The organism is Streptomyces rishiriensis (genome assembly GCF_030815485.1).
GTDB lineage: Bacteria > Actinomycetota > Actinomycetes > Streptomycetales > Streptomycetaceae > Streptomyces > Streptomyces rishiriensis_A.
In genome coordinates this window covers 6254162-6272143 of sequence record NZ_JAUSWV010000002.1, presented here as the reverse complement: position 1 = coordinate 6272143, position 17982 = coordinate 6254162, and the positions used below count along the sequence as shown (strand labels likewise).

Genomic DNA, 17982 nt, shown 5'->3' with positions numbered 1-17982 from the left:
GGACTCGGTCGATTGCGGGAACCGATGCGCCGCGAGAGGCGTTCCATGTGTGACGGCGTGATTACACAGCGTCATGACAGATCACGAGGAAAACGGTCCCGGATCATGAGGGCGGCTCGCTTGCCGGGCAGGTCGATCTCTGCGACGGACCGGAACCCCGCGCTCGAGAAGGTGGCGATGGACGGAATGTTGCGCAGGTCGGGTTCGGCGACGACGCGGGCACAAGCGGGTCTCCTGTCGAGGACAAGGTCGGCGACGGCCCTGAGCAGACGGCTGCCGAGGCCTCGCCCCCGGTCCGCGCCACCGCCGATGAGCAGATGGATGCCGGTGTCGTGTGGTCGGGCCGGATAGTGGCCCGCCAGGGGGTCGAGGTCTGCCCGGTAGATCTCCCAGTAGCTCATGGGCCGGCCGTCCAGCACTCCCAGACAGGGGACGCTGCGCCCGTCGTCGGCGATCTGACGGCGCAGATGCAGCGCCGTCAGGGATTCGGGTCCCGCCAGTTCCCAGAACGCCGCGACCACGGGGTCGTTCATCCAGCGGCAGACAAGGGAGACGTCCCGATCAATCTGTACGGGGACCAGGTGGAACACACCTACCGGGGTGGCGGTGGGCCCCCAGCCGCCGACGCCGTCGAGCAGGTCGCGGGCGGCCGGAGGGATACGGCTGTCGGCGGCTGTCTCGGCGAGAGCCACGGCAGCTCCTCTCAGCAGATCGGGCGGGACGGGTTCCGTGGCGAAGCGCAGAGGTCGGCGGCCGGTGCAGTGAGGGCTCAGGAGCACAGGGGGTTGGCGATGGTGACGTAGACGGACTGGGTGTCCACGGGACCGACGAGTTCGTCGAGGCCGTGCAAGCGGGTCAGCAGATTGGCCTTGCACCGCAGGCGGGGCGAGTCGAGCAGTCGGGCGGGCAGCGAACCGCGCATTCGGCGGGGGCCGGCGGCGGCTTCGGCGAGGAAGCGCCGGAAGGCGGCGAGCAGCAGTTGCTCGTCCGCGAGCCGCTGGGAGCCGAACGCGCCGATGAGTCCGAGCACGTTGTTGATGCCCAGGTAGTAGGCGAAGCGCTCGTCGGTGACGTCGTCCGAGACGAAGGTGTCGCTGTGTTCTCCGATGCCGGGAAGCAGGGCCGTGAGTCCCGCGCGGTGGGACTCGCGGAAGTAGTAGCCCTGGTTGTCGCGGTAGCGGCCGCCGGTGGGCCAGCCGTCGGCATCCAGCAGGAGGAGCGTGTTCTGCTGATGTGCCTCCAGGGCGATCCCTGCCTCGCCGTCGAGCCACAGGACGGGGCGGACGACCTGCTCCAGGTAGCGCAGGAACCACTCGGCGGAGACGGCCGACGACGGCCGGCCTGTCCGTGCGGAGAGGTGCCTGACGATCGCGGCCAGTCGCGAGCGGTGGGCGGATGCCATGTCCGGCCGGGGTGCGACGAGTCCTGCGATGCAGGAGACGTCGTCCTCAGGAGCGAACGGGTTGTGCCGGATCATCACGTCGAGGCCGGTCAGCGGAAGACCGTCGGCACCGTCGACCGCGAGCCAGGCCGGATCGCGGACGATGTCGAAGCCCGGGTGGACCGCCTGCCACTGCTCGGCCAGGCCCGCACGCAGAAGACGGTGTACCTCGACACCACGGTGGAGTTCTTTGCGGAGGTTCTCACGACGGGAGTTGGTGATGCGCAGAGCCAGCGACAGTTTGAGCATGGCGGGGGCTCCGGGCCGGTGGACGGTGCGTACGGAGGAGGTCGGATGCCACAAGAGGCCGTGTGTGCCCAGGTCCTGGAGGAGTCCGGCGTCGAACAGTGCCTCGACCTCGGGACGGTGACGCACCTCGCGCAGCTGCCAGGGGTGCACCGGCAGGGCGGCGAATCCGGTCGGCACCGGCAGCCCGGCGCCGCCGAGCCGGGCCGTCACCCTGGCGGCGGGGACGGGACGGCCGCCTTCGGTCCAGGCGGAGTCGGTGGCGACCACGGAAGGATCGACAGCGATCCAGCGAAGGGGGAAGGAGCCACGCGACTCGGGTGAGTAGCGGCGCGCTTCGCCGTCCGAGAGGCCTTCCCGGCTCTTCGGCGTCGGGTGCAGCGGATGTCCGAGCAACAGTGCCTGTTCGGCGGTCAGGAAGAGGTCGGGTTCGTTGCCGGGGCGTTCCCGGCGCTCGTCGATGAACACCGCGGTACGGCGGACGGAGTCGGCGACGCGGGCGACGAGGTCGATGCCTTCACCGCTGTTGATGTTCCCGCAAGCCGGACGGGGCGTCCGCTCGGGAGTGGTGGCGCGCTCCACCGGGTCCGTGCCCTTGTGGGCCGCCGCCACGGCTTCGGTGGACCCGTCGGGCGCGCCGCCGTCCCGGTGCGTCTCGCGGGCCAGGAGGGCCGCGACCATGACGGCGTCCGCGGGCGGGGAGAGGTCGGGTGCGCCGGCCAGACGTGGGGGGCCGAACCGGTGCCAGCCGGTCGGGGACCAGTAGTGGACGGGGGTGAGCAAGGTGATGCCGCTGGCGCGCAGCGGCAGGCGCAGGACGCCGTCCTGGGGTGCGGGCAAGCCCGTCTCGCGCACCCAGCAGCGCAGCAGGTTCTCCACGGCGGCCGCGTCGGCGGCCGTGTGCGGGTCGGGATGGTGCAGCAGATCGGCGGCGCGGCTCGGCGGCGCCACGGAGGCGGCGTCTCCCTGTTGGTGGGGGACGGGAGAGGTGAGGAATGTGGGCTGGTGGGAGGAGGTGGTCAAGGTCGTTCCTCGTGAAGTGGTGGAATCGGCCGCGAGCGGGCGGCGGCGCGGGACTCGAGCGCCCACAAGGGCGCGTGGGCGTCGCACACCGAGGCGAAGGTCGGCACCGGTACCGCCGACGCCCGTGGTACCGAAGTGACGCCGGCGGCTGCCCGGGGCTACCCCGCCCACTCGGCATCACCGTCGCAGTGCCGGTCCGCATCCGGCGGCCGACTCGGCCTGTCCTGGGTCTGGTCCTGGGGCCGGTACTCGGGGCTGTCCTCCTCAGGCGGGCACCCGGGCCTGTCCTGGGGCGGGCATTCGGGCCTGCCCTGGAGCCCGCACTCGGAGCTGTCCCCGGGCCGGTACTCGGGGCTGTCCTCGGGCGGGCACTCGGGCCTGCCCTGGAGCCGGTACTCGGGCCTGTCCTGGAGCCGGTACTCGGAGCTGTCCTCGGGCCGGTACTCGGGGCTGTCCTCGGGCCCGCACTCGGGGCTGTCCTGGAGCCGGTACGCGGGGCTGCCCTGGGGCCGGTCCTCGGGCGGGCACTCTGGGCGGTATTCAGGTCGCGGTTGATGGTTCGGCTGGTCGGGCACTCGTCGGTACGCGCCTCGGCTGTGGCTGCGGGACACCGCCGCCATCGCGTCCGCGAGTCGGTCGAGCACCGCGACGGCCTGCTCGTCGGTGATCGTCAAGGGCGGAAGCAGCCGTACGACGCTGGCGTGACGTCCGCCGAGTTCGACGATCAGACCCCGCCGCAGACACTCCCGTCGCACGGCGGCGGCCAGCGCGGGGGCGGCGGGACGGGGGGCGTGCCCGGGAGCCGAAGGCGCCGTCGGGGTGCCGATCGCGCCGGACCCGCTTTCCCCCTCGGGGTCCACCATCTCGACCCCGATCATCAGCCCGCGCCCCCGGACGTCCCCCATGCACGGGAAGTCATGGGAGAGACGGCGGAGCCGGCCCAGCATGCGGCTTCCCAGGGTGGCCGCGCGTTCGGCGAGGCGGTTCTCGCGGACGTAGGCGAGGGTGGCCGTACCGGCGGCCATGGCGAGCTGGTTGCCGCGGAAGGTGCCCGCGTGGGCACCGGGTCGCCAGACGTCGAGGGCGTCACGGTAGACGACGACGGCGAGCGGCAGGCTGCCTCCGATGGCCTTGGACAGGACCATCACGTCGGGCACGACCCCGCTGTGTTCCACCGCCCAGAAGGCGCCGGTCCGGCCCACGCCCGTCTGGACCTCGTCGGCGATCAGGGGGATCGAGCGCTCGGCCGTGATCTGCCTCATGCGCCGCATCCAACCGTCCGGAGCGGGAATCACACCGCCTTCGCCCTGGACCGGTTCGAGGATCATCCCGGCGGGGTGCCGCACCCCCGACTTGGGATCGTCGAGGACGGACTCGGTCCATCGAGCGGCGAGTTCGGCGCCGCGCTCGCCGCCGACACCGAACGGACAGCGGTAGTCCTGCGGGTAGGGCAGCCGCGCCACCCGCACGTCGAAGGCGCCCCCCGACACTTCGAGGGATCCGGCGGTCATCCCGTGGTACGCACCGGTGAAGGCCAGGACACCGGTGCGGCCGGTGGCGGCCCGGACCAGCTTGAGGGCGGCCTCCACGGCATCCGTACCGGCCGGTCCGCAGAACTGCACGCGCGCGTGGTCGGCGAGACCGGGCGGCAGCGTCCGGAAGAGTTCGGTGATGAAGGCGTCCTTGACGGGGGTGGCGAGGTCGAGGACGTGCAGCGGCGCTCCCGAGTCGAGGACCTTGCGGATGGCCTCCAGCACAACGGGATGGTTGTGGCCGAGCGCGAGCGTCCCGGCTCCGGAGAGACAGTCGAGGTAGCGGCGGCCGTCCGCGCCCTCGATGGTCAGCCCACGTGCCCGTACCGGCACGATCGGCAGAGCACGCGCATAGGTGCGCGCCGCGGACTCGCGAGCAGTCTGGCGCCGCAGGATCCCCTCGTGCGCCGGCCGGCCACCCGTCCGGTCGCCCTTGGCCGCGGTTCCGGCGACAAGGGCTCCCGCGACGGGAGTTCCGGCGCCGGAGCCTCCGTCGGGGCGGGTTCCGGTGGTACGCCCCGCGGGAGCCTCCTCTGGTACTGGCTCGGTCTCTGCCACGCCTCCCCTGTCCTCCCGCCGGTAGAAGGGCGAGCACACACGGTCGCGCCCATCGCTACCAACACCGGACGGCCTTGCCGGTTACGGGCGGTGGGGAGAATGACGGTGCCCGCGCCCATGTCTGCGCGCCCCCGCCGCCGGGGCCGCGCCCAACACCCGGCTGCGCACGCACTTTGCCGCCGCCACCGCGTCCGCACCCCATCGGCCCCGTCGAGGCTCTGTGGCGGAACAGTTGCCATTCGGTCGGGAGTCCCCCGCGGCGACCGCATATCGTGTGGTGGCATCACAGATGGCCGTGAGACCCGCTTGAACTCGTTGTGAGATCACCATGAGTTCCGCTCCGCGGGGTCGGCCGGCACTTCAAGTTCGTTCACAGCAGGGGGAGTCAGATCATGCGATCCATACGGCCGTCGTTCACCGCTCGGCGGGGGAGGAACGCGCGCCGCAGAATCTCCCCCGTGCTCGGCGCCGTGGCCCTCGCCTCGGTGCTCGCGCTCACCGCGACCGCCTGCGATTCGGGCGGCACCGACGCGGACAGCCAGGCCGGCGCGACGGCGTCGACCGGCAGCGACGGCAAGATCACGATCCCGGACGACATCAAGGACAGGCTCAAAGAGCACGGGATCGACCTCGACAAGTGGAAGAACGGCGCCTGGAAGAACTGGGACAAGGACGACTGGCTGCGTGAGGCGCAGGACTACGTCAACCCGATCATCGCGGGGCTGTGGGACCCGGACCGGATGCGCGAGGCCGAGGACCCGGACCGGAGCGTCGACGAGAACGACCTCTCCGGTGACCAGGGCGTGACCGACGCGACGCCGCAGGCGGTGGACGCGAAGGCCGTCCCGCCCTCGTACCACGAGAACGCCGCCGAGGCGGGCAAGGTGCTCTTCGACTCGCCGGAGGGCACGATGGTCTGCTCGGCGACGGTCGTGAAGGACCCGGCTCACCCCGGCAAGTCCAACCTGGTGTGGACGGCGGGCCACTGTGTGCACGCCGGCAAGGGTGGCGGCTGGTACCGCAACATCGCGTTCGTGCCGTCGTACAACGACTCGGGCCTGTCGGCCGAGGAGTTGGAGACGGCCACCAAGGAGCAGGTCGCTCCGTACGGGGTCTGGTGGGGCGACTGGACGAAGACGTCCGACCAGTGGATCGCGCAGGGCGGCCAGACCGGCGGTGACGGCGCCTCGTACGACTACGCCGTCATCCACGTGACGCCGGAGGAGGGCGGCACGGGCAAGTCGCTGGAGGAGACGGTCGGTTCGGCGCTCCCGGTGAACTTCAACGCTCCGGCGGTGCCGAAGGTGAGCAGCATCACCGCGACCGGCTACCCGGCGGCGGCACCGTACGACGGGCAGACGCTCTACCAGTGCCAGGACAAGCCCGGTCGGTTCTCGCTCAGTTCCTCGGACCCGACGATGTACCGCATCGGCTGCACGATGACCGGTGGTTCGTCGGGCGGTGGCTGGGTCGCGACGGGGTCGGACGGGAAGCCCGCGCTGGTGTCCAACACCTCGATCGGCCCGGTGAAAGCGGGTTGGCTCGCGGGACCGCGGCTGGGTGAGGTGGCCAAGGGTGTGTACGACTCGGTGAGCGACAAGTTCGCCGGTCAGTAGCTTGACCGGCGGTGGGACGCCTGACGGGAACCTTCACCGTCCCACCGCCGTTCGTCCCGAAATCCCGGGGCATAGTGGGGTGTTGCCTGCGAGCGAACGGGGCGTCGACTCGGTCCTGTGCCTGTCAGGCCCATGACATCGCTAGCATCGCGCGCTCCATGAGCCCTTCGTTCGACCGTCCGTACGTGCGACCATCCACCTCTTCGGCTAGCCGCACGTTCAACAATCCGCGCATTCGGCAAGCAACACGCTCAGCGATCCGAGCGTTCCATGACCCACCACGTCTCACTTCACACGCTTCAACGGGGGACATCGCACCATGCGTTCCATACGTACACCCGCCGAGCGCCCACGCGGCCGCCGGCGGACCCTGCTCGCGGCCGGACTGGTCACCGCCCTGGCTCTGACGGCAACCGCGTGCAACGGCTCCGAGGACACCGGGGCCGACGCGACCGCCTCCGGGACGGCCACCGGCTCCGTCTCCGGCTCCGCTGACGGCAAGGTCCGGGTCCCGGCCGACATCGCCGACAAGCTCGAGAAGCACGGCGTCGACGTCGACAAGTGGGCCGACGGCGGCTGGCAGGACTGGGGCAAGGACAAGTGGCTCAGCGCGGCCAAGGACTTCGTCAATCCGGTGATCGAGGGGCTGTGGAAGCCCGAGCGGATGCGGTCCGCGAAGGAGGCGAACAAGACCGTCACCACGAAGGACGCCGCCGCCGACCAGGGTGTCAGCGACCCGGATCCCACGGCCGTGAAGGCTGAGGCCGAGAAGACGCCCTACCACGAGAACGCGGCCCCGGTCGGCAAGGTCTTCTTCGACTCGCCCGAGGGCACGATGGTCTGCTCCGGCACGGTCGTCAAGGACGTGAACCACCCGGGCAAGTCCAACCTCGTATGGACGGCCGGGCACTGTGTGCACGCCGGAGGCGACGGCGGCTGGTACCGCAACCTCGTCTTCGTCCCGGCCTACAACGACCTCGGCAAGTCCGAGGCCCGGCTCGGCGACGCCACGGCCTCGGAGATCGCCCCCTACGGCAACTGGTGGGCCGACTGGGCGTCCACGTCGAACGAGTGGATCGCCGGCGGCTCGGACACGGGCGGCGCGGGAGCCGCGTACGACTACGCCGTGCTGCACGTGACACCGGAGCAGGGCTCCAAGTCGCTGGAGGAGACGGTCGGCGCGGCGCTGGACGTGGACTTCTCCGCGCCGGCCGCGACCGCGGTCACCTCCATGGGCGCCTGGGGCTACCCGGCGGCACCGCCCTACAACGGGCTGAAGATGTTCAAGTGCCTGGACCGGCCCGGGCGGTTCTCCCTCGATGCGTCGCTGCCGACGATGTACCGCATCGGTTGCACGATGACCGGCGGTTCGTCCGGCGGCGGCTGGTTCCGGGTGGTGGACGGAAAGACCGAGCTGGTCTCCAACACCTCGATCGGCCCGGCCGACAACAGCTGGCTGGCGGGGCCCCAGCTCGGCCAGGAGGCCGAGGCGCTCTACGAGAACATGAGCAGGACGTACGGCGGTCAGTGAGCCGAGCACGCCGAAGGCCCGCCCCCGCGAAAGGGGGGCGGGCCTTCGGGCGCTCAGCCGGCTGTGACGGCTCAGGCGAGCGGAGCAGGTACGTACGGCGCGAGGTCCGCCGCCAGCTCCTCGTGCACCCGCACCTTCAGCAGGGTGCCCTCCGCCGTGTGCTCCGCGGAGATCACCTCGCCCTCGGTGTGGGCGCGGGCGACCAGGCCGCCATGGGTGTACGGCACGAGCGCCTCGACCTCGACCGACGGCCGCGGCAGCTCGTTGTCGATCAGCGCGAGCAGCTCGCCGATGCCCTGGCCGGTGCGGGCCGAGATCGCGATGGAACGCTTCTCGTTGCGCATGAGCCGCTGGAGCGTCAGCGGGTCGGCCGCGTCCGCCTTGTTGATCACGACGATCTCAGGCACGCCGGTGGCGCCGACGTCCCGGACCACCTCGCGTACGGCGGCCAGCTGCTCCTCCGGGTTCGGATGGGAGCCGTCCACCACATGCAGGATCAGATCGGACTCGCCGACCTCTTCCATGGTGGAACGGAACGCCTCGACCAGATGGTGCGGCAGGTGCCGGACGAAGCCGACCGTGTCGGCCAGCGTGTACAGGCGGCCGCTCGGGGTCTCGGCCCGGCGCACGGTCGGGTCCAGGGTCGCGAACAGGGCGTTCTCGACCAGGACGCCCGCGCCCGTGAGGCGGTTGAGCAGCGACGACTTGCCGGCGTTGGTGTAGCCCGCGATGGCGACGGACGGCACCTTGTGGCGCTTGCGTTCCTGGCGCTTGATCTCGCGGCCGGTCTTCATCTCCGCGATCTCCCGGCGCATCTTCGCCATCTTCTCGCGGATCCGGCGCCGGTCCGTCTCGATCTTGGTCTCACCGGGGCCTCGGGTGGCGAGGCCGCCGCCCTTGCCGCCGCCCATCTGCCGGGACAGCGACTGGCCCCAGCCGCGCAGCCTCGGCAGCATGTACTGCATCTGCGCGAGCGCGACCTGCGCCTTGCCCTCTCGGGACTTGGCGTGCTGGGCGAAGATGTCGAGGATCAGGGCCGTACGGTCGATGACCTTGACCTTGACGACGTCCTCGAGGTGGATCAGCTGTCCCGGGCTGAGCTCACCGTCGCAGATGACGGTGTCCGCGCCTGTCTCGAGCACGATGTCGCGGAGTTCCTCGGCCTTGCCGGAGCCGATGTAGGTGGCCGCGTCGGGCTTGTCACGGCGCTGGATGACGCCGTCGAGCACCAGTGCGCCCGCCGTCTCCGCGAGGGCGGCCAGTTCCGCGAGGGAGTTGTCCGCGTCCTGTGCGGTCCCCGTGGTCCACACGCCGACGAGCACGACCCGCTCCAGGCGGAGCTGGCGGTACTCGACCTCGGTGACGTCCTCGAGTTCGGTGGAGAGGCCCGCCACGCGGCGCAGGGCCGCGCGCTCGGACCGGTCGAGCTGATCGCCGTCCCGGTCTCCGTCGATCTCGTGGCTCCAGGCGACGTCCTCTTCCATCAGGGCATCGGCCCGGAGGCCTTCGGGGTAGGCGTGCGCAACGCGCGGGGTGTCCTGGGAAGGGGAAGAAGAGGAGGTCATTGGGTCCTTACGTCGTTGGATGCCAGTACGGCGGGTTACATGATGGTCAACGCGCGAGCACCCCGGGAGATTCCCGTGTCCCGCGCTGCACCGACCTCACGATGGTCGCACGGTACGGCCCGTCTCGTCACGGCCTTATTTCGTGGCCCGTGCTGCCGGCCGGGCGACCTTCGGCGCGGCCTTCGGTTCACCCTTGGCGACCGGCGCCGCCGGCTTCCAGTCCGGGTGGCCGGGCATCACCGGGGTCTTCTCGCCGTACAGCCAGTCCTTGAAGAACCGGGCCAGGTCGCGTCCGGAGATCTCCTGGGCGAGGTTCTCGAAGTCGGCCGTGGTCGCCGTGGAGTCCCGGTGGTTGTGGACCCACGCCCGTTCCAGGTGCTCGAACGCGGTCCGGCCGATCTCCTGACGCAGGGCGTAGAGGACGAGGGCGGCGCCGTCGTAGACGTTGGGCCGGAAGATGCTGATCTTCTGCCCCGGGTTGGGGGCCTTGGGCCGTGCCGGCGGGCCGCCCGTGGAGCGCCAGCGGTCGGAGGCGCCGTACGCCGCCTTCATCCGCGCTTCCAGCGTGCGCCCCGCCTTCTCCTCCGCGTACAGGGCCTCGTACCAGGTGGCGTGTCCCTCGTTCAGCCACAGGTCGGACCAGGTGCGCGGGCTGACGCTGTCGCCGAACCACTGGTGGGACAGTTCGTGCACCATGATCGACTCGACGTACCACTTGGGGTAGCCGGGCTCGGTGAAGAGGTCCCTCTCGAAGAGGGAGAGGGTCTGCGTCTCGAGTTCGAACCCGGTGGAGGCCTCCGCCATGAGCAGGCCGTAGGTCTCGAAGGGGTAGGGGCCGACCTTCTTCTCCATCCAGGCGATCTGGTCGGGGGTCTTCTTCAGCCACGGTTCGAGGAGCTCGCGGTCCTTGGTGGGCACGACGTCCCGTACGGGCAGTGCGTGCGGTCCCTCGCGGTGCACGACCGTGGAGCGCCCGATGGACACCTGGGCGAGCTCGGTGGCCATGGGGTGCTGGGTGCGGTAGGTCCAGGTGGTCGCCTCGCCCGCCCGCTCGACCCCGGTCGGCAGCCCGCCCGCGACGGCCGTGTAGCCGTTGGGAGCGGTGATCCGGACGGTGAACATCGCCTTGTCGGACGGGTGGTCGTTGCACGGGAAGACCAGGTGCGCGGCGTCCGCCTGGTTGGCCATGGCGAGGCCGTCCGCGGTCCGTACCCAGCCGCCGTCCCGGCCGTCGGTGCTCACGGGATCGCTGGTGTGCCGCACGGTGATCCGCATCCAGCTGCCGGCGGGCAGCGCGTCCTCCGGGGTGACCACCAGGTCGTCGCCTGCGCTGCTGAAGGTGGCAGGTTCGCCGTCGACCTCGACGGATTCGACCTTCCCCTGGGCGAAGTCGAGGTTGATCCGGTCCAGAGCGGTGGTGGTCCAGGCGTCGATGGTGGTGACCGCCTGGAGGGGCTTGGTATTGGTACCGGGGTAGCTGAAGGCGAGGTCGTACGAGGCCACGTCGTATCCGGGGTTGCCCAGGTACGGGAAGAGGCGGTCGCCGAGACCGAGCGGGACCTCCGGGGCGCTCGCGGCGACGAGGCAGACGGAGACGGCCGAGGCGAGGAGTGCGGATTTCAGCCGGGCGCGAGGGGTGAGCAGCATGCACCACCGCTACCAGCGCGCACGTCCGTCGCGTCGGCGACGCGCGCCCGGCCCACTCGAACGGGTTGCGCACGCGCGCGTGCGGTGACGTTCGGAAGGACACCCGCACGACGCGCCGTCCCTCCACGCGCGCGTGGAGGGACGGCGGTGCTCACCTCACGCGTGCGCAGGCACGGCCTACCCGGCGTCCGGGGAGGCGGAAGCGTGGTGCTGCGCGCGGCCCACGTCGTAGACGCCGGGTACGTTCCGCATGGCGCGCAGGAGGGTGGGCAGGTGGCCGGCGTCCGGGAGCTGCACGGTGTACGTGTGGCGGACCCGCTGCTGGGTCGGTGGCTCGACGGTCGCGGAGACGATCTCGGCGCCCTCCAGTGCCATGGCCTCGGTGAGGTCCGCGAGCAGATGGGGGCGGCCGAACGATTCGGCGACCAGGGTGACCCGGCATCCGGTGGTGTCCCCCCAGCGCACGTCGACCTCCTCGCGCCCTGCGTTCGCCATGCGGGCCACGGCAGAACACTCGGCGCGGTGCACGGTCACCACTCCCCCGCGCACCGCGAAGCCGGTGACCTCGTCGAGGGGCACCGGCGTGCAGCACCCGGCGAGCCGGACGCTCGCGTCGGGCCGGTCGACGACGGTGATCGCGGCGCCGGGGCGCGAGGCGGGGGCGTCCGGCGTGGCCGGGTCGGCCGCGGACCGGGCAGTCGCCTCGGCGGCCTTCGCGGCCCCGGGGTCCTCCGCCGTCCCGGCGCCGCCCTCGTGCTCGGCCGGGGCCGGGTGCGTCGCCAGCCACCGCTGGATGGCGATGCGGGCGGCGGGGGTGTGGGCGTGCTCCAGCCACTCCCTGGAGGGCTCCGAGGCGGGGTCCTGGCCCATGAGGAGCTGAACCATGTCGCCGTCCCGCAGAACGGTGCTCAGGGTCGCCAGGCGGCCGTTCACCCGGGCCCCGATGCAGGCGTGGGCGTCCTCGCCGTACTGGGCGTACGCGGCGTCGACGCAGGTGGCACCCTCGGGCAGGCCGAGCGTGCCGCCGTCGGGGCGGAAGACGGTGATCTCGCGGTCCTGGGCGAGGTCCTCGCGCAGGGTGGACCAGAAGGTGTCGGGATCGGGCGCGGCTTCCTGCCAGTCCAGGAGGCGGGAGAGCCAGCCGGGCCGGGTGGGGTCGACGCGTTCCTCGTCGGCCGGCACCCTCCCCCGGGCCTGCTCCTCCGCGGGAGCCGTGTAGGGATTGCCGAGGGCGATGACGCCGGCTTCGGCGACCTTGTGCATCTGGTGGGTGCGGATGAGGACTTCGGCGACCTGGCCGTCCTCGCGGGCGACGGCGGTGTGCAGCGACTGGTACAGGTTGAACTTGGGTACGGCGATGAAGTCCTTGAACTCGGAGACGACCGGCGTCATACAGGTGTGCAGTTCGCCCAGGACGGCGTAACAGTCGGCGTCCTCGTTCACCAGCACCAGCAGGCGGCCGAAGTCGGCGCCGCGCATGCGGCCGCGCTTGCGGGACGCGCGGTGCACGGAGACGAAGTGCCGCGGGCGGATGAGGACTTCGGCCTGGATGTCGGCGTCGCGCAGGACCGCGCGCATCGCCTCGGCGAACTCCGCGAGCGGGTCGTCCGCGCGGGAGGCGTTGTCGACGATCAGCGCGCGGGTGTGCTCGTACTCCTCCGGATGCAGGATCGCGAAGACGAGGTCTTCCAGTTCGGTCTTGAGGGCCTGCACACCGAGGCGTTCGGCGAGCGGGATGAGGACGTCGCGGGTGACCTTGGCGATGCGTTCCTGCTTCTCGGGGCGCATCACACCGAGGGTGCGCATGTTGTGCAGCCGGTCCGCCAGTTTGATCGACATCACGCGGACGTCGTTGCCGGTGGCGACGAGCATCTTGCGGAAGGTCTCGGGCTCGGCGGCCGCACCGTAGTCGACCTTCTCCAACTTCGTGACGCCGTCGACGAGATAGCGCACCTCGGCGCCGAACTCCTCACCGACCTGATCGAGCGTCACATCCGTGTCCTCGACGGTGTCGTGGAGCAGTGAGGCGGTCAGTGCCGTGGTCTCGGCGCCCAGTTCGGCGAGGATCAGGGTCACGGCGAGCGGGTGGGTGATGTAGGGCTCGCCGCTCTTGCGCATCTGTCCGCGGTGCGAGGACTCGGCCAGCACATAGGCGCGGTGCAGCGGCTCGAGGTCGGCGTCGGGGTGGTGGGCGCGATGGGCCTCGACCACGTGACCGATCGCGTCGGGCAGCCTGCCGCGGGAGGCCGGGCCGAGCAACGCGGCCCGGCCGAGGCGACGCAGGTCGATCCGGGGGCGACTGCGCCTGCGGGGCGCTGAAGGCACTACCGGGCCTGGGGTCGCGGGATTCGTGGCCTCCGCACTCATGGGCACCTCCGGCTGCGTGGACCGGCGGACGGGGTGTCCCAGGGCGGACACGGCTCAGGGGACTGGCGAACGGTTCCCCGTCCGGGCCGGTGCTTGATGCTACCGAGCCCATCACGCGCGACTGACCGCCTCTCGCCGAGCGTGAAACGGATCACCCATTCGAGCGAAGGATCGGGGGTTTACGAATTCGAGCCACCTGACCTGATCTCGATCGTGGAATCGAGCCCCGCAGCCGGATCCCGGTGACCACCCCTCCGGGTCGTCGGGCCGCTCCTGCCTGCGATGCCAAGCCCCAGCGGATTCAGCGGGCGACTGTTTCCAGCCACTCCGGGTCGATCTCCCCTGTGGCGACGATCACTGCGGGCCCGGTCATCTCGATCTCGCCGTCGGGCCGTTCGGTGATCAGCAGACGGCCGCCGGGTACGTCCACGACGTACGTCGCCGGCACACCGGTGGCCGCCGGGTCGGCGCCGTCCCGGCGCGCGGCCGCCACGGCTACGGCACACGCACCCGTGCCGCACGAGCGGGTCTCGCCGGCCCCGCGCTCGTGCACGCGCAGGGCGACGTGCCGTGGGCCCCGGTCCACGACGAACTCGACGTTGACCCCGTCCGGGTAGGCCGAGGCGGGACTGAACGGCGGCGCGGCGGACAGGTCGCCCGCGTGCGCGAGGTCCGCCACGAAGGCGACGGCGTGCGGGTTGCCCATGTTCACGTTCCGCGCGGGCCAGCTGCGCTCGCCGACGCTCACCGTGACGTCCCCTTCGGGCAGGCGGGCCCTGCCCATGCCGACGGTGACGTCACCCTCCTTGTCGAGGTGCGCCCGCTTCACGCCCCCGCGTGTGGCGATCGCGAGATCACCATCGGTGACGAGCCCGGCGTGCTGGAGGTAGCGCGCGAACACCCGGACGCCGTTGCCGCACATCTCCGCGACGGAGCCGTCGCCGTTGCGGTAGTCCATGAACCACTCCGCCTCGGCCGCCATGTCCTTCGCCTCGGGGTGCGCGGACGACCGCACCACGTGCAGCAGCCCGTCACCGCCGATGCCCGCGCGGCGGTCGCACAGGGCGGCGACGGCGGCCGGAGAGAGGTCGATGGCGTTCTCGGGGTCCGGGACGATCACGAAGTCGTTCTCGGTGCCGTGCCCCTTGAGGAAGGCGATCCGCGTGCTCATCCCCCGATCGTACGGGGTGGGCCGGGACACCCCGTCCGGGGCGGCGGCGCCGGTGAGCACGCGCGCGGGGCGCTCAGCGCAGCCGGGCGACCCGCCAGACGGCCAGGGCCACCACCGCGGCGACCATCACGACGTACGCGAGGACGACCCGCCAGTCGGGACGGCGTCCGGAACCGCGCGGGGGCACGCCGGGCCACGTGTAACCCACGCGACGCGCGGCCATCATTCCCCAGCCGGCCGCACAGGAGCAGATCAGCAGCCCCAGCATGGCGATCACGGCGCCGCTGTCTCCGAAGTCGAAGGCGAGCGGGAAGGCGAACATCAGGGAGCCGCCCGCTGCCAGCGCCACGATGGGCGCGAGCTGCCAGATCCGGAGCCGACGCTGAGGGCGCAGCTCGACCTCGACCTCGGGCCCGCCCGCGAACATCTCCTCGGGCTCGGGACCGTCGTCGATCACACCGTCCCGGGTGTCGTCCACGTCCGGCCCGTCGGGGCTCAGACGGCCTTCCTCGGGCTCCGTTTCACCACGCTCGGTGGTGAGGTGCTCGGTGCCTTCTGCGGTGTCGCGAGGGCCGGCCTCCATCGCCACGCGCCCTCCCAACTCGGTTCCACTTGGTCGATCGAAGCTCGATGATGGCACGGCACCGGATGCCCGGATGACGGCCTGGGCGTCCCGATGCCAGGACGTGATCAGGCTGTAACCGGTCGTTCCACCAACGCCAGCGCGAGCTCCGGAAGTTCTGCGAGGTCAGCCGCGGCCCCACTCAACCAGTGCACCCGCGGATCGCGCCTGAACCACGAATCCTGACGGCGCGCGAAGCGCTTGGTGGCACGGACCGTCTCGGCACGCGCCTCCTCCTCCGTGCACTCGCCGGCCAGGGCGGTGAGGACCTGCTGGTAGCCGAGCGCTCGCGAGGCCGTGCGCCCCGCGCGCAGGCCCTGCGCCTCCAGCGCGCGGACCTCGTCCACCAGCCCCGCGTCCCACATCCGGTCGACGCGGCGGGCGATGCGCTCGTCGAGTTCGGGGCGCGCCACGTCGACCCCGATCTGGACGGTGTCGTAGACCGAGTCATGACCGGGCAGGTTGGCGGTGAAGGGCTTGCCGGTGATCTCGATCACCTCGAGGGCCCGGACGATACGGCGGCCGTTGCCGGGCAGGATGGCCTGCGCGGCCTCGGGGTCGGCTGCGGCCAGCCGGGCGTGCAGCGCACCCGATCCGCGCAGCGTGAGCTCCTCCTCCAGCCGGGCCCGGACCTCGGGATCCGTGCCGGGGAACTCCAGGTTGTCGACGGCGCCGCGGACGTACAGCCCCGAGCCGCCGACCAGAACCGGCCAACGGCCCTCGGCGAGCAGGGCGTCGATCCTCTCGCGGGCCAGCCGCTGGTACTCGGCGACGGAGGCGGTTTCTGTCACCTCCCAGACGTCCAGGAGGTGGTGCGGGACGCCGCCGCGCTCTTCGGGCGTCAGTTTGGCGGTGCCGATGTCCATCCCGCGGTAGAGCTGCATGGAGTCGGCGTTGACGACCTCGCCGCCGAGCCGCTGGGCCAGGAATACGCCCAGATCGGACTTTCCGGCCGCGGTCGGTCCGACGACGGCGATGACGTGGGGGACGGGGGGTGCGCTGCTCACGGCACCAGTCTCGCAAACCTCGACCACCGCCCTCGAACGAGTTACGTGACGACGCCGCAGCGACGTCGTTGCCCGTTGCGAGATTCCCGTCACCCGTCCCGGGGGCGGCGACCCCGGTGACGCAGACGGACGCACCGGCCAACGCGGGGTTTCGCCCGCACGAGTACCATATGGAGTGGAAATGGGAGTATTGGCGCGAATTTTTCGGAGGTCGAAGGCCACGGAGGAGGCGACGGCGGAAACCGTGAGCGCCGCCGACGCGCCGACCGGTACGTCGGCCGACGACGTCGAGGCGGAGCCGACAGGTGAGCCGACGTCGGCGCAGGACCCGGTCGAGGCCGAGCAGGCCGGGAACGCCGCAGGGCCGGAGCCGGAGAAGACGCCGGAGCTGGAGAAGACAACGGAACCGGTTGCCGTACCCGCCGACGACGGGGTCGAGATCCCCCGGCAGCAGTCCGCCGAAGAGGCGGCCGACAGCGAAGCGGGCGAAGGCGCTCGCGCGTGACGGAACCCGCGAGGAAGGTGCCCCCATGGGTCTCTTGGACAATTTGAAGGCCAGACTCTCCCCGGCCAAGGGCAAGGTCTCGGGCCTCGCGCAGCAGCACGGGGACAAGGTCCAGCACGGCCTCGACAAGGCCGCGAAGGTCGTCGACGAGAAGACCAAGGGCAAGTACAGCGACAGGATCCAGTCGGGCACCGGTAAGGCCAAGGGCGCCATGGACCGGCTCGCACACAAGGACGAAAGCGCCGGAGGCGGCGACACCTTCACGCCGCCGAAGACTCCCCCGCCGGCCTCCTGAGCCGCACCTCGGCCGGACCATCGATCGGCGGACGGCCGCGCAGCGGAAACGCTCGCGGCCGTCCGCCGTTCCACCGGCAGGCGCCGCTCACCGGGGACCGTGCACGGCGGCCGTGCGACGCGGCCGCACGGCCGCCTACGACCAGGTCGCGACCACGTATCCCACGCCGTAGGGCGCGTCCTCGTACAGCAGGGCGCCCGTCAGTCCGGCGCCCTCGGCGGCGCCTGCGAGGACCTGCCAGGGCGCCCGGCCCGAGGCCTTGAGCTCGTACGCCAACTCGGCGTCCAGCGCCCCGAGGGCCGCGAGGTCCGCCGTTCCGAGCGCCCTCGCGACCTCGGCGTCGAACGGTGCCGCGCGCTCGTCGAGATAGCCCGGAGCCTTCAGCGTCCGGCAGGCGCTGGCGTCGCCCATCACCAGCAGCGCGACCCGCTCCGCCGCCGCGCCGATGCTCCGGCCGACTTCGGCGCACCGCTCGGCCGCGAGCGGTTCCCCGACGCCGAGTCCCTCGACGGGGGCGGCCGCCCATCCGGTCCGCTCGAGCAGCCAGGCGGCGACGGCGAGCGACGACGGCAGTTCGCGTGCGGACGACGCCTCGCCGTCCTGCCCGAGCCGTACGGCGAGATCCACCCCGTAGCCGGCGAACGAACCCCGCGCGCCCTCCGGATGCGGGCCACGCCCCGGCTCCTCGGCCGGTCCGACGACGACGAGCCGGTCGGGCCGGGCGGCGGCCAGCACGGCCAGCGCGTCCGAGCAGGCGGTTCGCGCGGCATCCAGCTCGGCAGCGGCGCCTGCGGCGACCTCGGGTACCAGCAGGGGCGGACAGGGACAGACTGCGGCGGCGACAAGCATGATCGGC

General features: G+C 71.6%; 14 protein-coding genes. 4 read left to right on the top strand and 10 right to left on the bottom strand.

Annotated features, from left to right (window positions below; all coding sequences use genetic code 11):
- Positions 1–71: 71 nt before the first annotated feature.
- The 3 genes from QF030_RS30450 to QF030_RS30440 all read right to left on the bottom strand — a co-directional run bounded on the left by QF030_RS30450 (position 72) and on the right by QF030_RS30440 (position 4800).
- On the bottom strand, positions 72–779 hold the full coding sequence (locus QF030_RS30450; RefSeq protein WP_373428830.1) for a GNAT family N-acetyltransferase: 708 nt from the start codon (positions 777–779) through the stop codon (positions 72–74).
- Complete coding sequence (locus QF030_RS30445) at positions 770–2710, bottom strand: IucA/IucC family protein (RefSeq protein ID WP_373428829.1); 1941 nt, start codon at positions 2708–2710, stop codon at positions 770–772. The genes QF030_RS30450 and QF030_RS30445 overlap by 10 nt, the downstream gene beginning before the upstream one ends.
- 158 nt (positions 2711–2868) lie before the next feature.
- The gene (locus QF030_RS30440) at positions 2869–4800 is read right to left on the bottom strand and encodes a diaminobutyrate--2-oxoglutarate transaminase family protein (protein ID WP_307165768.1); all 1932 of its coding nucleotides are present in this window, start codon (positions 4798–4800) and stop codon (positions 2869–2871) included.
- A 392-nt stretch (positions 4801–5192) separates the two neighbouring features.
- Between QF030_RS30440 and QF030_RS30435 the strand changes: the two genes are divergently transcribed.
- Both QF030_RS30435 and QF030_RS30430 read left to right on the top strand, forming a co-directional pair.
- The gene (locus QF030_RS30435) at positions 5193–6416 is read left to right on the top strand and encodes a trypsin-like serine peptidase (protein ID WP_307165767.1); all 1224 of its coding nucleotides are present in this window, start codon (positions 5193–5195) and stop codon (positions 6414–6416) included.
- Positions 6417–6735: 319 nt separating this feature from the next.
- Complete coding sequence (locus QF030_RS30430) at positions 6736–7947, top strand: hypothetical protein (protein WP_307165766.1); 1212 nt, start codon at positions 6736–6738, stop codon at positions 7945–7947.
- Positions 7948–8018: 71 nt separating this feature from the next.
- Here the strand turns inward: QF030_RS30430 and hflX are convergent, their stop codons facing one another.
- The 6 genes from hflX to miaA all read right to left on the bottom strand — a co-directional run bounded on the left by hflX (position 8019) and on the right by miaA (position 16326).
- Positions 8019–9512: a GTPase HflX gene (hflX, locus tag QF030_RS30425; RefSeq protein ID WP_307165764.1), complete on the bottom strand. Its 1494-nt coding sequence runs from the start codon at positions 9510–9512 to the stop codon at positions 8019–8021.
- Between the two features lie 135 nt (positions 9513–9647).
- Positions 9648–11159 carry a M1 family metallopeptidase gene (locus QF030_RS30420; RefSeq protein ID WP_307165763.1) on the bottom strand — a complete coding sequence of 504 codons (1512 nt, stop codon included), beginning with the start codon at positions 11157–11159 and terminating at the stop codon, positions 9648–9650.
- A 177-nt stretch (positions 11160–11336) separates the two neighbouring features.
- The gene (locus QF030_RS30415) at positions 11337–13526 is read right to left on the bottom strand and encodes a RelA/SpoT family protein (RefSeq protein WP_307165762.1); all 2190 of its coding nucleotides are present in this window, start codon (positions 13524–13526) and stop codon (positions 11337–11339) included.
- 301 nt (positions 13527–13827) lie between these two features.
- Positions 13828–14697, bottom strand: a complete 870-nt coding sequence (dapF, locus tag QF030_RS30410; protein ID WP_307165761.1) for a diaminopimelate epimerase — start codon at positions 14695–14697, stop codon at positions 13828–13830.
- A gap of 73 nt (positions 14698–14770) precedes the next feature.
- The gene (locus QF030_RS30405; RefSeq protein ID WP_307167745.1) at positions 14771–15280 is read right to left on the bottom strand and encodes a hypothetical protein; all 510 of its coding nucleotides are present in this window, start codon (positions 15278–15280) and stop codon (positions 14771–14773) included.
- Positions 15281–15387: 107 nt separating this feature from the next.
- Positions 15388–16326 carry a tRNA (adenosine(37)-N6)-dimethylallyltransferase MiaA gene (gene miaA / locus QF030_RS30400; RefSeq protein WP_307165760.1) on the bottom strand — a complete coding sequence of 313 codons (939 nt, stop codon included), beginning with the start codon at positions 16324–16326 and terminating at the stop codon, positions 15388–15390.
- Between the two features lie 244 nt (positions 16327–16570).
- On the opposite strand from miaA, the gene QF030_RS30395 reads away from it, so the two are divergent.
- Both QF030_RS30395 and QF030_RS30390 read left to right on the top strand, forming a co-directional pair.
- Positions 16571–16831: a hypothetical protein gene (locus tag QF030_RS30395; RefSeq protein WP_307165759.1), complete on the top strand. Its 261-nt coding sequence runs from the start codon at positions 16571–16573 to the stop codon at positions 16829–16831.
- A 25-nt stretch (positions 16832–16856) separates the two neighbouring features.
- Positions 16857–17126 (top strand): antitoxin, encoded by a 270-nt coding sequence (locus QF030_RS30390; protein ID WP_307165758.1) that lies wholly within the window; start codon positions 16857–16859, stop codon positions 17124–17126.
- A gap of 135 nt (positions 17127–17261) precedes the next feature.
- On the opposite strand, the gene QF030_RS30385 is transcribed toward QF030_RS30390, so the two are convergent.
- A complete protein-coding gene (locus tag QF030_RS30385) occupies positions 17262–17975 on the bottom strand; it encodes a class III extradiol dioxygenase subunit B-like domain-containing protein (protein WP_307165757.1) in 714 nt (237 codons plus the stop codon).
- Between the last annotated feature and the right edge of the window lie 7 nt (positions 17976–17982).

Excerpts from the sequence above, each read along its gene's own strand:
- QF030_RS30435 (WP_307165767.1), top strand. The coding sequence starts at position 5,193 with ATGCGATCCATACGGCCGTCGTTCACCGCTCGGCGGGGGAGGAACGCG.
- QF030_RS30430 (WP_307165766.1), top strand. The coding sequence starts at position 6,736 with ATGCGTTCCATACGTACACCCGCCGAGCGCCCACGCGGCCGCCGGCGG.
- hflX (WP_307165764.1), bottom strand. The coding sequence starts at position 9,512 with ATGACCTCCTCTTCTTCCCCTTCCCAGGACACCCCGCGCGTTGCGCAC.
- QF030_RS30420 (WP_307165763.1), bottom strand. The coding sequence starts at position 11,159 with ATGCTGCTCACCCCTCGCGCCCGGCTGAAATCCGCACTCCTCGCCTCG.
- QF030_RS30415 (WP_307165762.1), bottom strand. The coding sequence starts at position 13,526 with ATGAGTGCGGAGGCCACGAATCCCGCGACCCCAGGCCCGGTAGTGCCT.
- dapF (WP_307165761.1), bottom strand. The coding sequence starts at position 14,697 with ATGAGCACGCGGATCGCCTTCCTCAAGGGGCACGGCACCGAGAACGAC.
- QF030_RS30405 (WP_307167745.1), bottom strand. The coding sequence starts at position 15,280 with ATGGAGGCCGGCCCTCGCGACACCGCAGAAGGCACCGAGCACCTCACC.
- QF030_RS30390 (WP_307165758.1), top strand. The coding sequence starts at position 16,857 with ATGGGTCTCTTGGACAATTTGAAGGCCAGACTCTCCCCGGCCAAGGGC.
- QF030_RS30385 (WP_307165757.1), bottom strand. The coding sequence starts at position 17,975 with ATGCTTGTCGCCGCCGCAGTCTGTCCCTGTCCGCCCCTGCTGGTACCC.